The sequence below is a fragment of the Halorhabdus utahensis DSM 12940 genome (assembly GCF_000023945.1).
In the GTDB taxonomy this organism is placed as follows: domain Archaea; phylum Halobacteriota; class Halobacteria; order Halobacteriales; family Haloarculaceae; genus Halorhabdus; species Halorhabdus utahensis.
Genome location: NC_013158.1, coordinates 2,958,779 through 2,977,417, shown reverse-complemented (window position 1 = coordinate 2,977,417; position 18,639 = coordinate 2,958,779). Strand labels below are relative to the sequence as shown.

At 63.0% G+C, this 18,639-nt stretch carries 20 protein-coding genes; 6 read left to right on the top strand and 14 right to left on the bottom strand.

Annotated elements, in window-relative coordinates; translation table 11 throughout:
• Nucleotides 1-840, top strand: a complete 840-nt coding sequence (locus HUTA_RS14185; RefSeq protein ID WP_015790619.1) for a CPBP family intramembrane glutamic endopeptidase — start codon at nucleotides 1-3, stop codon at nucleotides 838-840.
• A gap of 35 nt (nucleotides 841-875) precedes the next feature.
• On the opposite strand, the gene HUTA_RS14180 is transcribed toward HUTA_RS14185, so the two are convergent.
• Nucleotides 876-2,252, bottom strand: coding sequence for an acyl-CoA thioester hydrolase/BAAT C-terminal domain-containing protein (locus tag HUTA_RS14180; RefSeq protein ID WP_015790618.1), 1,377 nt, complete (start codon nucleotides 2,250-2,252; stop codon nucleotides 876-878).
• 105 nt (nucleotides 2,253-2,357) lie between these two features.
• On the opposite strand from HUTA_RS14180, the gene HUTA_RS14175 reads away from it, so the two are divergent.
• Complete coding sequence (locus HUTA_RS14175; protein WP_079891720.1) at nucleotides 2,358-3,695, top strand: outer membrane protein assembly factor BamB family protein; 1,338 nt, start codon at nucleotides 2,358-2,360, stop codon at nucleotides 3,693-3,695.
• 131 nt (nucleotides 3,696-3,826) lie between these two features.
• Here the strand turns inward: HUTA_RS14175 and HUTA_RS14170 are convergent, their stop codons facing one another.
• The 6 genes from HUTA_RS14170 to HUTA_RS14145 form a co-directional block, all read right to left on the bottom strand.
• On the bottom strand, nucleotides 3,827-4,291 hold the full coding sequence (locus tag HUTA_RS14170; protein WP_049941473.1) for an MGMT family protein: 465 nt from the start codon (nucleotides 4,289-4,291) through the stop codon (nucleotides 3,827-3,829).
• 75 nt (nucleotides 4,292-4,366) lie between these two features.
• Entirely contained in the window at nucleotides 4,367-6,346 is a 1,980-nt protein-coding gene (locus tag HUTA_RS14165) for a restriction endonuclease (protein WP_015790615.1), read from the bottom strand.
• A gap of 418 nt (nucleotides 6,347-6,764) precedes the next feature.
• Entirely contained in the window at nucleotides 6,765-7,889 is a 1,125-nt protein-coding gene (locus tag HUTA_RS14160; protein WP_015790614.1) for an acetate and sugar kinases/Hsc70/actin family protein, read from the bottom strand.
• Between the two features lie 81 nt (nucleotides 7,890-7,970).
• Nucleotides 7,971-8,720 (bottom strand): FAD-dependent thymidylate synthase, encoded by a 750-nt coding sequence (gene thyX, locus HUTA_RS14155; protein ID WP_015790613.1) that lies wholly within the window; start codon nucleotides 8,718-8,720, stop codon nucleotides 7,971-7,973.
• Nucleotides 8,721-8,843: 123 nt separating this feature from the next.
• Nucleotides 8,844-9,263 carry a type II toxin-antitoxin system VapC family toxin gene (locus HUTA_RS14150; protein WP_015790612.1) on the bottom strand — a complete coding sequence of 140 codons (420 nt, stop codon included), beginning with the start codon at nucleotides 9,261-9,263 and terminating at the stop codon, nucleotides 8,844-8,846.
• A gap of 18 nt (nucleotides 9,264-9,281) precedes the next feature.
• A complete protein-coding gene (locus tag HUTA_RS14145; RefSeq protein WP_015790611.1) occupies nucleotides 9,282-9,479 on the bottom strand; it encodes a hypothetical protein in 198 nt (65 codons plus the stop codon).
• Between the two features lie 88 nt (nucleotides 9,480-9,567).
• Here HUTA_RS14145 and HUTA_RS14140 point away from each other — a divergent pair, with 88 nt between their 5' ends.
• Nucleotides 9,568-10,002 (top strand): DUF5788 family protein, encoded by a 435-nt coding sequence (locus HUTA_RS14140; RefSeq protein ID WP_015790610.1) that lies wholly within the window; start codon nucleotides 9,568-9,570, stop codon nucleotides 10,000-10,002.
• 30 nt (nucleotides 10,003-10,032) lie between these two features.
• On the opposite strand, the gene HUTA_RS14135 is transcribed toward HUTA_RS14140, so the two are convergent.
• Both HUTA_RS14135 and HUTA_RS14130 read right to left on the bottom strand, forming a co-directional pair.
• Complete coding sequence (locus tag HUTA_RS14135) at nucleotides 10,033-10,719, bottom strand: RAD55 family ATPase (protein ID WP_015790609.1); 687 nt, start codon at nucleotides 10,717-10,719, stop codon at nucleotides 10,033-10,035.
• On the bottom strand, nucleotides 10,703-11,287 hold the full coding sequence (locus tag HUTA_RS14130) for a response regulator transcription factor (protein WP_015790608.1): 585 nt from the start codon (nucleotides 11,285-11,287) through the stop codon (nucleotides 10,703-10,705). Before HUTA_RS14130 ends, HUTA_RS14135 begins: the two co-directional genes overlap by 17 nt.
• 147 nt (nucleotides 11,288-11,434) lie before the next feature.
• On the opposite strand from HUTA_RS14130, the gene HUTA_RS14125 reads away from it, so the two are divergent.
• Nucleotides 11,435-12,010 (top strand): MBL fold metallo-hydrolase, encoded by a 576-nt coding sequence (locus tag HUTA_RS14125; protein ID WP_015790607.1) that lies wholly within the window; start codon nucleotides 11,435-11,437, stop codon nucleotides 12,008-12,010.
• A 17-nt stretch (nucleotides 12,011-12,027) separates the two neighbouring features.
• Here the strand turns inward: HUTA_RS14125 and HUTA_RS14120 are convergent, their stop codons facing one another.
• Together HUTA_RS14120 and HUTA_RS14115 are read right to left on the bottom strand one after the other, a co-directional pair.
• Nucleotides 12,028-12,831 (bottom strand): ATPase, encoded by an 804-nt coding sequence (locus HUTA_RS14120; protein WP_015790606.1) that lies wholly within the window; start codon nucleotides 12,829-12,831, stop codon nucleotides 12,028-12,030.
• Nucleotides 12,828-13,100 (bottom strand): DUF5827 family protein, encoded by a 273-nt coding sequence (locus HUTA_RS14115; RefSeq protein WP_015790605.1) that lies wholly within the window; start codon nucleotides 13,098-13,100, stop codon nucleotides 12,828-12,830. The genes HUTA_RS14120 and HUTA_RS14115 overlap by 4 nt, the downstream gene beginning before the upstream one ends.
• A gap of 115 nt (nucleotides 13,101-13,215) precedes the next feature.
• Between HUTA_RS14115 and HUTA_RS14110 the strand changes: the two genes are divergently transcribed.
• A complete protein-coding gene (locus HUTA_RS14110; protein ID WP_015790604.1) occupies nucleotides 13,216-14,928 on the top strand; it encodes a histidine kinase N-terminal 7TM domain-containing protein in 1,713 nt (570 codons plus the stop codon).
• 109 nt (nucleotides 14,929-15,037) lie between these two features.
• On the opposite strand, the gene sod is transcribed toward HUTA_RS14110, so the two are convergent.
• Entirely contained in the window at nucleotides 15,038-15,649 is a 612-nt protein-coding gene (gene sod, locus HUTA_RS14105) for a superoxide dismutase (RefSeq protein ID WP_015790603.1), read from the bottom strand.
• Between the two features lie 244 nt (nucleotides 15,650-15,893).
• A complete protein-coding gene (locus tag HUTA_RS14100) occupies nucleotides 15,894-17,306 on the bottom strand; it encodes a cryptochrome/photolyase family protein (protein WP_015790602.1) in 1,413 nt (470 codons plus the stop codon).
• A 104-nt stretch (nucleotides 17,307-17,410) separates the two neighbouring features.
• Here HUTA_RS14100 and HUTA_RS14095 point away from each other — a divergent pair, with 104 nt between their 5' ends.
• A complete protein-coding gene (locus HUTA_RS14095; RefSeq protein WP_015790601.1) occupies nucleotides 17,411-18,193 on the top strand; it encodes an enoyl-CoA hydratase/isomerase family protein in 783 nt (260 codons plus the stop codon).
• Between the two features lie 106 nt (nucleotides 18,194-18,299).
• On the opposite strand, the gene HUTA_RS14090 is transcribed toward HUTA_RS14095, so the two are convergent.
• Nucleotides 18,300-18,578 (bottom strand): UPF0058 family protein, encoded by a 279-nt coding sequence (locus HUTA_RS14090; RefSeq protein WP_015790600.1) that lies wholly within the window; start codon nucleotides 18,576-18,578, stop codon nucleotides 18,300-18,302.
• Nucleotides 18,579-18,639: the final 61 nt, after the last annotated feature.

The following is an 18,639-nucleotide window of genomic DNA, read 5'->3' as shown; positions in this document are numbered from 1 at the left end:
GTGACTCGCTGGGCCGCCTTCGTCGGCCTCACCGGCGTTGTCGTTTCCCTCGTCGTCGTTCTTGCTTTCCTCACCCAACGGCTCCTCGACGCGGAGCCTTCGGCCCGACGCTCGACCGTCCGGTTACAGCCGACGGGACTGGACCCCGCCGTCACGCGGTCGCGATGGGTTCGGGTTCGGCCGGCCGGTCGATCGACGCCGACTGGCGGAACCACGTCGCCACGCGCCTCGCCGGCGTCGATCCCCACCGTTGCCCTGTTCGTCAACGTGGTGCTCACGCAGGGCGTTTTCGGCGGCGTGCTCCTGGTCGGTGCGCTCGTGTTTTCGATCCCGCTCTCGGCGTTCGGCGTCGGTCCTGCATCGCTCGGCGCGCTCGCTCCGGCGGTCGGTCTCGGCATCGGTCTCGGCATCGGACTCTGGATCGGGAGTGAACTCGCTGTCGCGGTGGCCGATTGGGCGGATATCGATTACGACCAGGGGGTGCGAGCCATGCTGACGCCGACGACGCGGGGTGAGTGGGTCCTCCTTTTGGGCGTCGTCCTGCCGATCGTCGCCGCCAGCGAGGAGTTCATCTTCCGGGCGGCCGCCATCGGCGTCCCGGCGGCCGGACTCGACGCCTCGCCGTGGGCGCTCGCGGTCGTCTCCTCGCTCGCGTTCGGCGTGGCTCACGGCGCACAGGGTCGGGCCGGTGTGGTCGTGACGGGCGTTCTCGGGCTGGCGCTGGCAAGCGTGTACATCGCCACGGGAAGCCTCCTGGTGGTGATCGTCGCCCACTACGTGCTCAACGCGACGGAGTTTCTCGTTCACGAGCGGAGGGGCGTCGATCCGATAGCGGGGTAACTGTGGCACTCACCCGCCGCTGGGCGTACTTCGTATCATCGCAACCCCTGATCGAGATGATCGAGGGTGCGGGGCCACGCGGTTATCGCGGCACGGTTGTTGGCCGTCGGTGTCCCGCCGAACCGATCGTCCGACAGTGACTGGTACGGCCAGTATGGAAGCGTGATGATGTGTCCGGCACCGGAATACACGTGGTGGGCGTAGTCGTTCTCGAAGTCGGCAGCGTCAAACCGAGCGATGAGCAGCTCAGACCACCGTGGCGCTGCCCAGATTTCATCAGCTTTCCCGGTGTGTAACAGGACCGGACCGTCGATGTTCTCGACGGCCGGCATGGCCATATCGAGCGCGTCCGGCGCGCGGTCCGCCATCGTCTCGTACATGCAATTCACCCATTCACACGCCTGTGACGGGTCGGTATAGTCACACGACGAGCCACCACAGTCGTAATCGACCCTGAAGAGCCGACGATACCGCTCGTCGGTGAGAAGCGGCTCCCCGTTCCGCGTCCACGGTGACGCCCAGTTCAGCGCATCCGGCGACGAGTAGGCGATCCCGCTGCCGGCATATCCCACGACTGCCGTCGGGCCGTCGTAGTCCGCGGCGGCGAAAAGCGCCGGTTCGACACCGCGGGAAACCCCTACCAAGCCGACACCCTCGGAACGGACAGCTGGCCGATCGAGCAACCACTCAATTCCGTCCTGAAAATACGAGAGTGGTACGTCGATCAGTTGCGCGGGGACGCCCGCCGTGCCGAAATACTGGAGCGCGAGGCTGGCGTAGCCCTGCGTCGCGAGTAGTTGACTCTCCCTGTCAGTACGGTTTGCCCCGGATCCGTGAAGCGTGACGACGCCGGGGAACGGCCCGTCGCCGGGCGGCTTGAAGTAGCGACCGGCGATCCCATCGTCGGCGACCCGCAGCGTCGTTTCGGCGATCCCGAGATCGCGATACCGTCGCTCGGCTTGCGCGGACGCGACCTGCTTGTCATCGACGCTCGCGGTGATATCGATCGGGAATACCTGCTTGGAGCCAGCGACGAATATGTCCTGACCGTCGTCCGCTTTCGGCGAGAGCTCGTCGAGCATCATCCGACTCCGTCCCGGCGAGCACGCGTCCGTCTCCACGGTGCCGGAATTGTCCGTCGTCAGCGTCGACTCGAGTTCGAACTCGGTGTCCTTCCCGTCCACAGCGCTGTACGTGAGTGTCACGTCAGTATTCGACTGAAAGCCAGCGAGTCGAACGAGAAACGGGTCACCGACCAATGACTCCCCCTCGACCTGCACGGTCGGCTCCTCGGCAGCCGTCCCCCGCAACCCACAGTCCGACCCCTCCCCGGATTGATTACAGCCAGCCAGCGTGCCCACCCCGACTGCGCCGATCGATCCGAGGACCTGACGCCGAGTCACCGCTTCCATGCCGGTCGCTGCGACCGCTGGTAGTTAAGAGTTCGTGATAGCGATCCACAACGGAGGTACGGGAACCAAACCGGAACGACTTCGTTGTGAGTTCGGCGGGGATTGATGCTGGCGCCCGTCTGTCGGGAATGGCGTGATCGACCATCCGGAGTCGGGGTCACGGTATTCTTCTGGAACACACAGTCCCAGGGATTTATATCGGATCGACATTACGTTGCTTGTATGGCAACACGAAGAAGCTTCCTCCGACGAAGTGGGGTCGCCGTCGCAACAATCGGCGTCGCCGGTTGTTCGAGTGTGTTCGGGGGGTCGGAGAATGAAACTACTGATACACCAACCGAAACGGGGACCGAAACCTCGTGGAGGAACAGCGAGTCTTATATCGCGTCGATAAGACGGAACATCCAGGGAAGACCGGTGGTCGCCGGCGATCTGGTGTACGTCGTCGAAACGCACGGCGATCTGTACGCGCTCGACCGCGAGAGCGGATCCGTCGAGTGGCGGTTCGAAATGGACGGAACGGTGCAAGCCCCGACCGTCACAGGCGACGTCGTCTACACCGGCGATTACGGTCCGGGGGCGACCTCCAACGAGATCCGGGAGAGTAACGGAACCGCATACGCAGTCGACCGTCACAGCGGGGAGGCCATCTGGGAGACCGACGTGAGCGGCATGCCGCTCAACACGCCGGTGGTGCGAGACGACGTTGTGCACTACGCGGCACTTGACGATGGCGTCCACACGCTCGCGACCGAGGACGGCGCTCAGAACTGGTCGCACACGTTCGATCAAGGCTCTCTTTTCATCACGGAACCGGTCGTGATGGACGGCGCCCTCTTCGCCACCAATCGACGAGGGGTGTTCGCGCTCGACCTGGCCGCCCAGGAGACCTACTGGACGAGCGATCCGATCGAGTATACAAATGACCCGCTAGCGACCGATAGCGACTGGCTGTACGTGGCGGCCACAACCGGCGTCAAGGCACTCTCGTTCGATACCGGGGACGTCGAGTGGACCGGCGAGAGCAACGGCACCCCCCAAGACATCGCCGTCGCCGACCGGGTGTATACTTGCACGTCTAACCCGTCCGAGGTCGTGGCGTTCGACCCGGCCATGGGGTCGAAAGCCTGGGGAGAAAGCATCACTGGTGATCCTGCAGGCCTTCTTCTCGACGATGGAACCCTCTACGTCGCCACGTACGACTATACGTTCAATACCGGGCGGCTCCACGTGTTGGACACCGAGGAGGAGACGCTGGCGTCTGAAATCTCCTTCACCGTCGAGAGCGAAGGCGAATTAGAAATGGGTTCCCCACCGGCAGTCGAAGACGGCCTGTGTTACGTCGGCGACGCCGCTGGAAACGTCTATGCGATCGACATCGACGACGAATCGGTTCACTGGCAGACGACGCCGCATGAAGCCACCCCGACCGGCGATTCGTAGCGCCGTCGCCGTCCAAGTGGGTCGAGGCTTTTTCGTTTTCTCGCCGATACGAACGGGTCCGAATCGCAGACGACCACCGACGTCACCCGGAGTCGCCCCGGTGATCGCAGCCCAGTTCGCAGATCACTCCCTCAGGCCAGCCCTTCGATCGAGCGCAGTTTCTGCTCGACCGCTGGCGGCGCGGCGCTTGGACCGTCTCGAACCCGGTGGTCGGGGAGCAGGAGTGGGGCTGGATTTTCCGCGAGTGCCGTGCGCACGAGACGGATGTCCTCGTCAGAATCTGGATCGAGTCCCGGCGTCATCCGTACGAGTTGCTCGACGGTGATGCCCTCACCATACGGGATCGACCGCAGCGTCTCCAGGACCTCGCGATGGTCGCTCGCCATCGTCAGCGCCACCGTCGTCGATTCGAACGCAACTGTCTCCCCCTCGAAGTAGGCCTCGATCCGGTCCAGGAGTGGGTGGTCGTCCCCGGCGTCGGCAGCCGGCGTCTCCGGGAACGAGACCGCGATCACCCGGTCGCCGGCGACGCCGAGCTGGACATCTCGGTCGAGATAGTCGATTCTCCGGGCGTAGATGCCGGCTGGTTCGTCCATATCCTCCCGAACGACCGACACCGACTTGAAGATGTCCGTCACGTCGATGGCGACCGGCGAGGGTTCCCACCAGAGTCAAGAGGGCGGGGGCGCTTCGCGCTCCTGCTCGTCGCCCGTCCTGTCAGCTCTCTCCGTCGTCAGATACCAGAGGTCGGCCAGACGGTGCCGATCGACGATCGTGACACCGGCCGAGGCCGCGGTCTCGTAGGCCGCTGGCTGGACGGGATCGGTCGTCACGAGTACTGGACAGAGATCGCTTTCGGGTCCGTCTCGATCCGGCGCGAGGTCGCTGACAACCGATGGATCGACTGGGTCCCCGCGACGACGAATCCGCAAGCGCAACCTGGTCGCGGCATCCGGTCTCGTCCCCAGCAGTGCCATGTCTTCGGAATCGGTCCGTTCGACCGTCCAGCCGAGTGCTTCCCAGATCGTCCGCACGCTGTCGATGAGTGCTGCGTCCTGAAGTGTCTGAACCTGCTGAACGAACCCGGTTCGTGGCGTGAAAATGGCGTGTGGAACAGCAAGCGTCCCATTACAATCCTGATACGGCTGGCGGACAGCCAACGTGCGAGGAGGCTCGTCCGTGGGAGTCCCAACGGCAAGTGTGGTATCACCATCGGCGGGACGTTTGGGGACGGCCGGGAGCACCTCCTCCGTTCGAACCGGCCGAATATCGCAGGGTTCGCCGTCGGCAAGTGGACGGATCGGGGTGGCGACGTCCCCCAACACGTGGTCAGCGCTCCCGCCCCGATCGTCGTCTTCCGGGACCGATTCGATCCGATCCTCGACGACCTGGAGCCGCTCGCGGAACGCCTCCAGAGCGTCCGGGTCCAGCTCCCGCGCTGTCTCGATTGCCGCCTCGAGGTGGTCCCGAGCGTCGGCATACGCCGCCCCAGCGCTGGCGGTGGCTCCGATCCGCGTGAGTCGGATTGCGACCCGTCGGTGTTGGGCGGCCGCTCGCGAGCGCGCGGTCAGCAACGCGGACGCGATCGTCGCCAGTCGATCAATGATCACATCGGTCTCACCGGCAAAACGTGGATTCGGCCGTCCCCAGTCCAGTTCGAGCACTGTCCGGTAACGTTCGTACGCCGTCCGGAAGCGCTCGGCACGGTCCTCGGGAAGCGACGCATCCATCGCTACGCGATGATATGTCCGTGCGACTTCCAGCGGGGCGACACTGAGCCGATCGAGGTCGCGTTCGATGCCGGAACGGGTCTCACGAAGTTCCGCGGTTACCGCCGGCGGGAGGTCGCCCCGATCAAGCAAGGTCTCACAGGCTTCGGACGCTCGCTGATAGCGGTCGGCGGCCTGCTCGTAGGCCGCCGCCCGCCACTTCTCCCGGGCACGCGCACGCATGTCTTCGACGCGAGCCAGTAACAAGCGCCGTTGCTCTGTCCGGTACCGATCACGGTGGGTTTCGAGCCGATCGGACATCGCCGGGACATCCGCAGGGAAGGATTCGGCTGCCTCACTCGCATCGTGGAGCGATCGGTCAGCCCGGTCGAGTGCATCCGCGGCGGACTCCAACTGCCCGGACCGTATGTATCGGGCGACGTCGACGATGGCGTCTCTGGCGTCCCCGAGCAACCGGTCAAACCGGATTCGAGTCTGGGACGCCGCCGAGAGATACGTTTCGATGGTCTGGAGGTCGGTCGTCTCGGGCGAGAGTTCCCAGACGTGATCGCCGACCCACATCCGGAGGACCGACCGCCGCGATTCCGAATCCGTCTCGACATGGTCGATCTCGGTCAGATCGATCTCGACGAAGCGGTCACCGTCGTCGGCTGCCCCACCGCCGACGACGAGGATGACGCGACGGGTCGTCAGGGCCCCCAGCGTTCGATAGTCCGATCCTGGTTCGTACGTGGTCTGGCCGCGAGGACTCTCCTCGATGATGCCTCGACCGTCGGTTGCGAAGACGACCCGTGGCTGTTCGCTGGGGTCGAGATACGATTCGATCGGCTCTCCGGCGAGATACCCACTGCTGAATAGCCCTCCACTCCCGGTCTTGGTCAGTAGTTCTTCGCCGACGATCCCCTCGTCGTCGGTTGCCATGGATCCGCATTCACGTCGGACTGTAATAAATGATGAGGGGAATGGAACGGTAATGGTGAGAGACGGATCCGGCCGGGGACCCCCATTGTTTGAGCGATCGTTTGGCTCGGGGTCGATGGAACAGAGTCAGCGGCCGGCTGGGACGCCGTGCGTCGAGCGACTGACGAACGTCTGACTGGCATTTACGTAGCCCGTGTCGAAATCTTACGGTCAATGCCTCGGCTTGCACTCTCACTCCCGGCGGAACTCGGTTCGGCTCAGGGCAACAGTTCCCGGTCGTCGGGCAGTTGGCGGTCGGTATTCGAATGGGCGGGCCGTGATCGGCCAGCATCCGACGATGCAGGGGACGAGCCGCCACCGATCGAATCGTGGCTCGCGTGCTGGAGTGCGGGGAAATCAGACGAAAGCGAAGAGAACGTTACTGAGAGTCAGCGAGTCTCGTAGCGATCCGCTGGGCACCGACAGTCGCGGCCAGATCCGGGTTCTCGGAGGCGATCACTTCGACGTCACGATTCAGCGCCTCGCTCACTCGCTCGGCAAATTCATCGACGATCCCGGGAATGCAGGCCATCCCGCCGGTCAGGACGATCGGGCGATCGAGCGCGAGTTGATAGACCTTCATGTGGTCGTTGGCGAGTTCGGGCAGGAACGTGTTGGCGAACTCGTCGACCACCTCGTCGACATACTCGTCAACGGCGTCCATGACGCTGCGCTCGATCGTGAACTCGTGGGAGCCACCGCCCGGTTGCTGGATGACGTCCGTAAACGGCTCGAAGCCCTCGAAGTCGGCGTGTTCCTCTTTGTATTCACGGGCCGTCTGGGTGTCGATGTTGACTCGGCCCTGGGTCTCTGCCTCGACGTAATTCGTGATCTGTCTGTCGACTTCGTTGCCGGTCACCGCGCCGGTGGTAAACGGCGCGAGTTGTTCGCCCCGCCGGTAGGCGGAGGCTTCGAGGTTCGTCGAGCCCATGTTGATCGCGATGAAGATCTCGTTGATGGCCTCGAGATCGTCGCCGAAGGCGGGGATCGCGCCGCACAGTGACTCGGGATAGCTTTCGATGAAAGCCCCGCCGATGGCGCTGTTCTCGACGACCGACCGGAGGTTGGCCAGTCCTGCCTCGTTGTCGATGGTCGGGATGGCGTAGACGACGCCGCTGTCCTCGGGGATGTCGTGTACTTCGACAAGCGACTCGAAGAAGCGCTCGGTCAGGGCTGCGCCGTCCTCGTCCTCGGGCAGCCCCGACCGGAGCATGAACTGAACGCGATCGGGATACTCTTCGGCGGCTTCCTCACCGTAGAGGACGCGTTCCTCGCCAGTGAGCGCATCCTCGTACGTGGCCAGACAGGTCAACGTCCGGATCGTTTCCATCTCGCCGTCGTCGCCGGGATAGGAGATGACAGTCCGCGTACTACCGAGTTTGACGCCGACAGGCAACGTCTCGGCGTCTTCGTCAGTCGACTCGTCCGTGGCGTCGGCCGATTCGTCAGTCGTTTCCTCGGCGTCAGATGGCGGATCGTCGTCGGTTTCGTCGTCGTCACTCATACGCTGCCGGCTTCACTTTCCGACAGTATATACTTACTGTCGCTGGTCTCAGGAACGATACTGGCGTCGGGTGCCGAACAATCAGGGTGCGAGCCGGTTCTTGCGGTTTTTCATGTGTTCGTTGTAGTATGCGAAGGTGATCGGTGCCCACTCGGCGGCAAGGTCCAGAATGTCTTCGGTCATCTCCCGGATCTCCCACTGGGCATCGGCCGCGGCGCGCATGTCCCCGATATGCATCAACATCCGGGCGTTCATCGTCATCACGATGTTGACCTTCGTGCCGATCGGCAACACCATCCGGGCATCCTGGGCCGGCACGCCGAGGTCCAGGAGTTCGCGATACGATTCGAACGACTGTTGCAGCGCGTCCCGGTAGGCGTTCTCCCGTTTCTCCAGGACGGCTTCGTCGTCGAGGCCCTCGTATTCCGCGGCGAAGTCGGCATTTCGGCCAGTCAGGCCAGGATCGGAGAGGCCAGGGATTTCGACGACCGCCTCGCCCGGCTCCGGGTTTTTCTCGTCGAAGGAGACGTACCGCATCGACTGGATGTCGAAGGTGACGTGACGATGGCGCGTGATCTGTGCCATACACGAGCGGCTGACGCCCTCGATAGCGAAGGTGGCGTGGGGATGCTCGAAGGGGCCGTAGTGACCGTGTTCGAGCAAGTGGTGGATGATCGTCTCCTTCTTTTCATCGAGGGTGTCGCCACCGACGGAATCCATGATCTCTTCGAAGGAACTGTCGCCGACGAACTCCGAGAGGTAATCGTTTCGGGCGGCCGTACAGATGAGTTCCTCGGGATCTTCGGTGGCTTCGAGCAACTGAACGTCCATGTAGACTCGGCCGGCCGGCAGGTAGATAAATCCACTTTTCGTCCGCTCAGTGAGCGTACGTTAGACAAGTCGTCGATCGGTTAAATATTAATTAGATGAACAGTATGGTTGAGATATTTTGGGTCAGCTTGACGGCACGACTGTTCCGAGTCCCCAATTGTCGGCGACAGACACGAGCTCCCTGTCCGCCGATACGAACACGACTTCAATGTCTTCACCGGATGTCGAGAGTGCAGCAGATAGCTGTAGACTGTCAAGTGTTCGCAAATCATCCTCCAGAATCAAGTCAAAGGAGAATTGCTGGATAGATTCATCCATGGGCACAATAACAAAGTCGTCTAGCGCTTCACGAAAAAATGATGCCAACAACGCGTTCATATCATTCTCTCCGATCTCCCCGCGGTTGTACTTCCGACGAAACGCCGAAAGCGTCTCGATGACCGCGAGCGAAGATATGACAACTGTACGATTATCTTCAAGTAACTCATCGACAGTCTCGGTACCTGGCTCCTCGTAATATAGCGGCCAGAGCAGAGGTATCAAAGAATAGTAATTGCATTGTCAGAGTCGCTCGTCGCGATCCGCCGTGACAATATTGGAAAGTTGCTCCCCACGCGAGACACTGGACCGACGATCTTTGAGGTCAAAATCTTCTACGTTCGAAATAAATGCACGCATCTGCCCCCTGAGTGAATCCGTCCGTGTCTTACGAAGCAATTGCTCTCCGTGAAACGTGATTTCGTCAAATTTGTCACTCATAAAATATCCTTGTCGACCGATTCTTAAATCTGTTCGGAATAGAAAACCAGACCAAAAGATATCCGACACCGGAGATCCGAGTCCCCGTATGGACGACACCGGGGACGACAAGCCACTCAGCCATAAACGGCGGCAGGAGCTACTGGACCGCGTCCAGCGAAAATCCGCCACGGTCGGTCAGCAGTTGCCCGAATCCGTCGAGATCCAGGGGACGGAGATGAATTTAAAAGAGTTCGTCTGGGAGACCAAACGCCAGGGGACCGTCCCACCGGAGTTGCGTGACCGCGTCCGTGAGGTGCGGGCGAAACTCACAGCCGAGCGCAAAGACCGCAAGCAACGACTGGAGTCGGCCGACCTGCCGGAGAAAGAAGCCGAGGACCTCGCCCAGTCGATCGTCGGCATCGATCGAGCCATCTCGGCGCTGCAAAACCTCCACGAGCCGGACCTCGCGGACAGCGCCCGACAGGCCGAAGTCGAGAGTTCGCGACGGTGGGTCTCGTTTCTGGACAATATTCTGGACTGAACAGGGCCGGTCCCGTCGTGGTGTCCACACCTAGAGTTCGACCCATTCGCTGGGCTCGGACGTCAATCCGCGGACGCGCGCTTCTCGCTGTCCGTCCGTCTCGCGGATTTCGATCATGCCGTCGAAGGCCTGCTTGATAACCTGAAGGGTCTGTTCGTCGTGTGCGCTGGCATCGATGGTGAACAGGCCCAGATACTCCGCTGCCTCCAGACGCGAGGAAAGCACGTGACAGAACTTGAAGACCGTCTTGCGGTCGGTGTAGGTCAACATCGTCGAGAGCGACGAGAGGGCGAGTCGTCCCCGATCCGCGCCGCGACCGTGGAGCGCCTCGAGAGCTTCCGTGATCCCGATACCGATACCGGTCAGATCACCGGGCGAGCCCACGTGGTGGGTGAACGCATTGATGTCCGTGTTCGGTGCGGTGGTCTGTTGATCGCCGGCACAGTCGATGACACCGAGATCGAACTCGTCGCTACCGACCCGACCGGCGAACTCGTCGATGACGGTCTCGGCCCGGTCCCCTGTCGAAACGATAATGGCTCCCTGATTCACGGAGACGCCGTCCGCCAGGATGTCGTACGCCAGGCCCTGCTTGCCAGTCATCGCAGGACCGGTTATCAGGATGCTGGAGCCGGGCCTGACAGCCTGGAGGGGCTCTACGTCGAGTACTGATGAGAGATCGTACATTGTCCCAGGTTGATCAGTGTTCGTCGCCATTGCTCAACTCCCGAAGCGTTGCGATAAAGTCCTCGTCGTCTTCGACGCCGCCGAGTGTCTCTGAAAGCTCGTCGTTGAGATCGTCGACCCGCGTGGAAAGTTGCTGGTATTCGTCACTTTCGGCGAGTTCGGCGTGACTCTTCGTCGCCTCGAGTGTCGCCTGTTTCTCGACCAGCGAATAGTACTCCTGGAGCAGACCATCGTAGGTCGATCGTTCCAACAAGTTCGAGACGGTGTCATGGAGTTCGTCACTCCGGATCGGTTTGGTCAGATACGAGTCGAATCCCATCTCGAGGATGTCGAAGTCCGGCTCGACAGCGGTCACCATCGCGACCCGGCAGCTGCTCTCGCTCCCTCGAATCCGCTCCAGCACTTCGTCGCCCGACAACCCCGGCATCATCCGATCGAGCAATACCACATCTACAGACTCATCGAGCATCTCCAGTGCCTCGGACCCGCTTTCGGCCATACGAACCTCGTATTCGTCCTGAAGCCAGAGATTGTACGTCTCAGCGACGTCCGGCTCGTCTTCAACGATGAGGACGACTGGTGGTTCGGAACCTGACATCGGCCATCTATCTGGTGATAATAACCTCCTGCTACATAGCCCTGTGGGTCTGGGTGGACGACCTCGCCGGCTTGATATTTTCGGGCGGTGATCGTGCTGGACCACAGACCCGAACGGCTCAAGCGTCTCGACGCGTTGGTCACCTGTATGATCCACAATGTCGCCGCCGATGCCGGCGGGTTCACCAGCAACGTGTTTCTCGTGACTGGCGACCGACAAGTGCTCGTCGACGTCGGCAACGATTTCGACGTCGTGGCTCGCGTCCGCGAACACGTCGAGGACCTCGACGCCGTTGTCCTGACGCACACCCATCCCGACCACGTCGGGAATCTCGACGCCGTCACCGAGGCCTTCGACGCACCCGTCGTGGGGTACGATCCCGATGCCTCCGGCGTCGAGCAGGCAATCGATGACGGAGACACCGTAGACATGGGGGATCACACCTACACGGCCCTGCACACGCCGGGGCACAAGGACGACCACGTCTGTCTGTACGCCGCCGGGTCTGGCATCCTCTTTGCGGGGGACCTGGTCTTCGAGAACGGCGGGTTCGGCCGGACTGACCTCGAAGAAGGCGATCGATCGCTCCTCGTCGAAAGTATCCGGCGGGTCCTCGACACTGTCGATGCAGACCTGGCAGTGATGCACACCGGCCACGGCCGGAGCATCCAGACCGACCCGTATCGAAATATCGAACTCGCCGCCCAGGCCGCCAGGTTCTGAGGGGCTCTCCGAGGCGGTCACTCGAAGGCCGCAGCCAGGAGGGCGTCGTAGGCGTGGTCGTACGCCTCGGCCACGCTCGCGGGATCATCCCGTCTGGCAGTGCCGAGTGCGGGCAGCCCAACGCTGGCGACGGGCTCGATGAGATCAGTCACCGCGGGGACACGCTCCTCGAGTTGCCCGTCGGTAGCCGAGCCCGAGGCGACCCGACAGGCCTTCTCGTACCGGCGTCCCGGGTAGATGCGGGCACGGCGCGGCTCGACGACGGCGACCGCGTCGGGCTGGAAGTCAGAGAGCGGTCGGGCGATGTCGCTATACGATTCGACGACGGCGCGGTCACGCGACGCGATCGTCTCGCGGATCGAGTCCAGCGCCGGGAGATGCGTCCGCTGCATGACGGCGTTGAACTCCTTGAGGGATGCGACCGAGATAGCGTCGGAGAGGGGAAGGTTCTCGCGTGCCGACGCCGGCAACTCCACCGTCCCATTGCGGACGTACCGGTCCCCGACGCGATCCAGCAGGAACTCCCGATCGGATCGGCCCAGCATTCCCGAGCCACTGCCGGGCTTCGGTCGCCAGAGTCGGTGCATCGGGTTCAGTGACTCCGGACGGTGATCGCCGGGACTGGCATCGGCGAGGCGTCTGGCGTCCTTCCCGTAAAGTCGACCGGATTCGGTTGCCTGCCGGTAGTCGTCGTGGTCGAACCAGTAGTCGTTGCCCGCCCGTGGTTTGAACCCTGGCGCACCCGTGTGTTCGATCAAGCCAGTCGAAAACGTGGTCTTGCCGGCGTCGACGCGGTCGGCCCCCGCGACGAGTAGGTTCATGAATCGGCGGCGAGACCGTAATAGCCCGGTTCGGTATCGCCCGACGGCTCGGCGAAGACGAACGCATCGGCGTGGTTCAACACCCAGGGGATCGCCCAGTCCAGCAGGACGTTCTCGGTCTCGACGTCAAGTTCTGCGTCGGGATCGACGCCCTGTAGCAGCCGTGCGATCTCGTAGATCGTGTACATCCTATCGGCCGCAAGGACCTCCTCGGGGTCACGAAACTCCAGGGGTCGCAAGTCGTCGAAGTCAGATCTCGGTCGTGGCATAGCAGGTCCTAACGCTCGTCGGCGCCTAAATCCCTCGAAACACTGCTCGACCCTGGCGGGCGCACTCGGCCGTCACGGTTCCACTTTTATTACCATGAGTGTGTAACATGTCAGCATGGATGCCTGGTTGCTGGTGTATCAGGTGGGACTCGTCGTCGCGATCGCGGTGTCGATCGTGGCGGCCGGGCTCGCGTGGCGCCATCGCGACGAGCGTGGCGGGACACCACTCACGGCCGTCCTCGTGGCTGAGATCGGCTGGGCCGTGGCGATCCTGGTCACGACGGTCGTTCCGGGGACGGACATCGCACTCGCTGCCAACAAGGCACTCCTGGCTGGCGTTGTCGTCCTCGTGCCCGCGCTCCTGGTGTTTGCTCTGGAGTACACCGGCCGCGAGTCGCTGGTCACCCGCCGGCTTCTCGCCGCGTTGTCGGTCGAACCGATCGTCTTCACGGCGCTGGTCTGGACGAACGGAGCCCACAGGCTGGTGTGGGAAACGCTGCGTGCCGACGGGACGGGACCGCGCGGTCTCGAAACCGTCAACGGGCCACTGTTCGGCGTCCACACCGCCTATTCGTATCTTTTGCTTTCGGTCGCCGTGTTGTTGATCGTCGTTTTCGCGCTCCGGTCCCGGTATTTCTACCAGCGACAGGTCATGGCTATCGTGGTCGCGACGCTGGTTCCCTGGGGAGCCAACGCCGTGTCGCTGGCGCTCGGGCTGGAATACGACCTCACACCCATCGCCTTCACTGTCACCGGGGTCGCGTTCACCTGGGCAGTCGTCCGCGAGGAGTTCCTCGATATCACGCCCATCGCAACCGAGGTGGTCTTCGACCGCATCGACACGGCCGTCGTCGTCGTGGACGCGTCGGACCGCATCGTCGACATCAACGAGAGCGCTCGAACGTTACTCGGCATCGACGACGACGCCGTCGGCACGCGGATCCAGACGCAGCTCACATCCGTTCCAGACGCCGTCCCAGTCTACGAATCGGTCACTGACGGTCACGACACCGGGACGCGTGACCTCTCCATCGGCGAGCGCTCTATCAGGATCGAGGGCTCGCCGCTGGTCGACCGCCGTGGGGATGTCGTCGGTCACGCACTCATCATGGTCGATCTGACCGAGGAGCGCGCTCGCGAGGCCGAACTAACCCGGCGAAACGAACAGCTCGATCGGTTCGTCGGCGTCGTCTCCCACGATCTGCGGAACCCATTACAGGTAGCGGCTGGCCGGCTCGAACACGCGCGCCGAGACGGCGACGAGGAACACTTCGAGGCGGTCGAGCGCGCTCACGACAGGATGGAACGACTCATCGAGGATCTGCTCGCGCTCGCCCGCCAGGACGAAGATCTCGACCGCGAGCGGATCGAACTGGGGACAGTCGCGGAGTCAGCGTGGTCCTACGTCGAGATTGCTGACGGGACGCTCGAACTCGCTGTGGATGACTTCACGGTTGTGGCCGACCCGGATCGATTGAGCCAGTTGTTCGAGAACCTCTTTCGGAACGCCGTGGAACATGGTTCCACGAGCCCTGACTCGCAGGCTCGTCAGGACGCCGTCGAACATGGGGGCGAAGGTGTGACCGTCACCGTCGAGTGCCTCCCCGACCGCCGGGGGTTCGCAGTCACGGATGATGGCCCGGGATTCGGTGACGCGGACACCGAGAAGGTGTTTGCGGACGGCTACACGACGACCCGAGACGGGACCGGGTTCGGCCTCTCCATCGTCGCGGAGATCGCCACCCAGCACGGCTGGTCGGTTTCGGCCACCAACGCGGAGGGGGGCGGCGCGCGGATCGAAGTTGTAACCGACGGGGAACCGGCGTAGCTCCGATCGAACCACCACGGTACGCCCAGGGGGGACCTAACGAACCGTCATCGAGGCGGGGGCACTGACCCACAGTCGAAAAATACGTCGGCGGTAGACTGACTCGTCGTTACTCGAAGTGGTCGAGGCACTTCTGATACTCGTCGGCGACCGTCTCCCAGTTGACGACCTCGAAGAAGGCGTCGATGAAGCTGCCGCGATCCGGCCCGTAGTCGTAGTAGTAGGAGTGTTCCCAGACGTCCAGGGCCAGAATCGGGTGGCTACCCCACAGCGCGCCGTTGTCGTGTTTGTCGACCGCGACGTTCCGGAGTTGCTTGGCGACAGGGTCATAGACCAGCAGCGCCCAGCCACCGGCGGCACCCGCGGCGGCCTCGAACTCGGCCTTCCAGGCGTCGTAGGAGCCGAAGTCTTCCTCGATGCGTTCCAGGAGAGCGCCCTCAGGCTTGCCACCGCCGTTCGGGGACATGTTCTCCCAGAACAGCGTGTGCAGATAGTGGCCGGACCCGTTGTGGGTGACATTGCCTAGGGCACCACCGGTCGTTCCGTGGTCGCCCGACGCGCGGTTCTCCGCGAGCGTCTCCTCGGCTGCACCAAGCCCGTTCACGTAGCCCTGGTGATGGGTGTCGTGATGCCACTCCAGGACCTGCTCGGAGATGTGCGGCTCGAGGGCGTCGTAGTCGTACGGCAAGGACGGCAGTTCGGGGTTTGAGTGTTCGGACATGTCAAATTCCTCCATGTTTCATGACGGCGGGATATCTGTTAAAGCTTGAGGAAACGTTCGGTAACATACCACATAGTTGGGGAGCGTCCACAGCGTCGACTAACACGGGAAGGGTGGGGACGTGCTCGACTGACTCCCAACCGGGATGTGGTCGGATAGATAGAGGACAGACGATATGACGACACCGTCTACGTTGGCGACAGAAGCAAGTACAAACGGTGGGCAGTGCTAATACTCCCCATCGCTACTCATCACCACGGGCACGCTCGAACATCGCCAGGGCCTGCTCCCGGCGGTCGGCGTGATCGACGATCGGGGCAGGATAGTCGGGCGCGTGCATCTCGCGAGCCCCGGGATCGAGTTCGTGCCACGAGTGAATGACGTCAGCCGGCACACCATCGAGTTCCGGAACGTACTCCCGAATGTATGCAGCGTCGGGATCGTACCGCTCGCCCTGCGTCATTGGATTGAAGATCCGGAAGTACGGTTGGGCGTCGGTGCCGGTCGAGGCGGCCCACTGCCACCCGCCGTTATCGTTGGCCGTATCGTGATCGACCAGTTTCGCCCGGAACCAGTCGTACCCCTCTCGCCAGTCGATCAGCAGGTCCTTCGTCAGGAACGATGCGACGATCATCCGGACGCGGTTGTGCATGTACGCCGCCGTCTCGAGCTGGCGCATCCCGGCGTCGACGATCGGATACCCGGTCTCCCCGTCCTTCCAGGCCTGCAAGCCCTCCGGATCCGTCCGCCACTCGATCGGATTCTCGTAGGACTTGAAGTTCTCGGTGACCACCGACGGATTGAACCACAGGACCTGTGTGTAGAACTCCCGCCAGGCGAGCTGGGACTGGAACTCCCTGACGGACGCGCGGTCGTCCGCTGTCTCCCCACGCTCGCAGGCGCGCTCGGTGGCCGCATACACCGCGCGAATGCCGATCGTGCCGTACTTGAGATGGTGTGACAGACGGGACGTGCAGTCCTCGGCCGGGTAGTCCCGACGATCCTCGTAGCGATAGATGTCCCCCGCACAGAACGAATCGAGACGCTCGCGGGCGGCCGCCGGCGTGACGCCCGGTATCGACGCAGTCGGCTCCTCCACGTCGAGGTCCGCCCAGGTCGGAACCGGCGTGTCGTCGGTTACGTCCCCCAGCGAATCCGCATCGGGTGGGGCAATCGGTGCTGATTTCCTCCGATCGCGCCACTTCCGCCAGAAGTACGTGAACACCTGATAGGGGTCGCCGTCGTTGGTCCGGATCGTCCCCGGCTCGTGGAGGACGGCGTCGTGAACGGCGTCCCGTCCGATACCTGCGTCGTCCAGTGACGCCCGGACAGCCGCATCACGATCGCGGGCGAGCGGGCTGTACTCGCGGTTCCAGGTGACCAGCTCGGCCCCGTACGTTGTCGCGAGTGTCGGCAGTTCCGCGACCGGATCGCCACTCGCGAGGACGAGATCGCTCCCCCGTTCGCGGTAAGCCTCCCGAAGGGCCGCTACGGCGTCGAGGAGCGCGACGACGCGGGCCGGACCAGCGTGTTCGAGCACGGCGGGGTCGAAAACGAACACACCCAGCACTTGCTCGTCGTTCGTCTCGATCCCGTCGCCGGCGAGCGCCCGGTTGTCGGCGAGCCGGAGGTCCCGCCGATGCCAGTGGATGCGCATACGTGGACCTGGGTCGGGACTCACGTCAATCCACGGGCGAGTTTCGCGGGCGCGAGTTCCGGTCCAGCAGTGACGCTTTTGACCCGTCCGCGCTAGGCTGACCCATGAGCGAAGGGGTCGAGTGGACGCGCGAGGGCGGCATCGCGACGCTAACGGTCACGAACGCCGACGCACGCAACACTCTCTCCCCGGACGTCGTCACGGCGGCACACAGCGCTCTCGACGACGCCAACGACGTCGACTGTCTGCTCGTCCGGGGTGAAGGAGACGCGTTCTGTGCAGGTGGTGATCTGGCAGGCGTCATCGCCGGCGCACGGGGCGAGCTTTCCGAAGACGCGTTCATGGATCGTCTCGAGCGGATCGACGCCCTCATCGAGCGCCTCCACGGGTTTTCGGCACCGACGATCGCCGCTGTCGATGGCCCAGCGTTCGGTGCCGGTGGGGCACTCGCACTTGCCTGTGACATAGTCGTCGCGAGCGACGACGGGTCGATCGGGTTTGGGTTTCACCGCCTCGGACTCCCCGTCGGGGCCGGCGTTTCGGCGCTTCTCCCACGGGTCGTCGGCGAGTCGACGGCCGCGGAACTCCTCTATACTGGCGAGTTGCTCGACGCCGAACGCGCGGATGCGTTGGGGCTGTTCAATCGGGTGGTACCGCCAGCCGAATTCGAGCGTGGGCTCGACGCACTCCTCGAAACGATCGCCGCTGGCCCAACCAACGCAACGAGTGAAACCGGACGATTGCTCGCCAAAAACACTGAACAGTCACTCCGTGCTGCGATGGCAGCCGAACGCGCTGCCCGGCGGCGGCGATTCGGGACGAGAGAACACGTCGAAGGCGTGTCGGCCTTTCTCGATCAGCGTGAACCGGCATTCAAACAGGACTGAGGAGGAGTCGGTCGATCCGTTGTCTGGAAAACGGCCGCCACAGACGGTCGGCCATCGACCGGCAACCACTCGGCTTGGGACGTCCGTGGACAAAACCGACAGACAGCTATAGCTTGCTCTCGGCGTCCTCGGCGAGTTCTTTCATGCGCTTGCCGACACGACCGGCGTCCGAGAACTCGTCTTCGCTCATCGCGTTCGCCAGCGCGTTCCCGAGGACGAACACGGCATGCTTGTGTTCGCTTTTAGACATGTGGACGTCGGCCGGGGTGACGTCGATTTCCTTGTAGGGTTCGAAGAGTTCACTGTCGACACTTTCCTGTCGGTCGAAATACTCCATGATCGTCACCATCTCCTCGTGAAGCTCCAGAAGTTCGTCTTTGTGCATTCTTAGGGCCACGTAGGGGGGAGCGCGGCATAAGGATTACTCGGGAACAACTACCAGACGT

Coding starts and splice junctions, on each gene's coding strand:
- HUTA_RS14160 (WP_015790614.1), bottom strand. CDS start 7,889: ATGAGTGACGACGACGAAACCGACGACGATCCGCCATCTGACGCCGAG.
- HUTA_RS14180 (WP_015790618.1), bottom strand. CDS start 2,252: ATGGAAGCGGTGACTCGGCGTCAGGTCCTCGGATCGATCGGCGCAGTC.
- HUTA_RS14135 (WP_015790609.1), bottom strand. CDS start 10,719: ATGGCGACGAACACTGATCAACCTGGGACAATGTACGATCTCTCATCA.
- HUTA_RS14175 (WP_079891720.1), top strand. CDS start 2,358: ATGCTGGCGCCCGTCTGTCGGGAATGGCGTGATCGACCATCCGGAGTC.
- HUTA_RS14145 (WP_015790611.1), bottom strand. CDS start 9,479: ATGAGTGACAAATTTGACGAAATCACGTTTCACGGAGAGCAATTGCTT.
- HUTA_RS14090 (WP_015790600.1), bottom strand. CDS start 18,578: ATGCACAAAGACGAACTTCTGGAGCTTCACGAGGAGATGGTGACGATC.
- thyX (WP_015790613.1), bottom strand. CDS start 8,720: ATGGACGTTCAGTTGCTCGAAGCCACCGAAGATCCCGAGGAACTCATC.
- HUTA_RS14130 (WP_015790608.1), bottom strand. CDS start 11,287: ATGTCAGGTTCCGAACCACCAGTCGTCCTCATCGTTGAAGACGAGCCG.
- HUTA_RS14110 (WP_015790604.1), top strand. CDS start 13,216: ATGGATGCCTGGTTGCTGGTGTATCAGGTGGGACTCGTCGTCGCGATC.
- HUTA_RS14095 (WP_015790601.1), top strand. CDS start 17,411: ATGAGCGAAGGGGTCGAGTGGACGCGCGAGGGCGGCATCGCGACGCTA.
- HUTA_RS14115 (WP_015790605.1), bottom strand. CDS start 13,100: ATGCCACGACCGAGATCTGACTTCGACGACTTGCGACCCCTGGAGTTT.
- HUTA_RS14170 (WP_049941473.1), bottom strand. CDS start 4,291: ATGGACGAACCAGCCGGCATCTACGCCCGGAGAATCGACTATCTCGAC.
- HUTA_RS14165 (WP_015790615.1), bottom strand. CDS start 6,346: ATGGCAACCGACGACGAGGGGATCGTCGGCGAAGAACTACTGACCAAG.
- sod (WP_015790603.1), bottom strand. CDS start 15,649: ATGTCCGAACACTCAAACCCCGAACTGCCGTCCTTGCCGTACGACTAC.
- HUTA_RS14125 (WP_015790607.1), top strand. CDS start 11,435: ATGATCCACAATGTCGCCGCCGATGCCGGCGGGTTCACCAGCAACGTG.
- HUTA_RS14120 (WP_015790606.1), bottom strand. CDS start 12,831: ATGAACCTACTCGTCGCGGGGGCCGACCGCGTCGACGCCGGCAAGACC.
- HUTA_RS14140 (WP_015790610.1), top strand. CDS start 9,568: ATGGACGACACCGGGGACGACAAGCCACTCAGCCATAAACGGCGGCAG.
- HUTA_RS14100 (WP_015790602.1), bottom strand. CDS start 17,306: ATGCGCATCCACTGGCATCGGCGGGACCTCCGGCTCGCCGACAACCGG.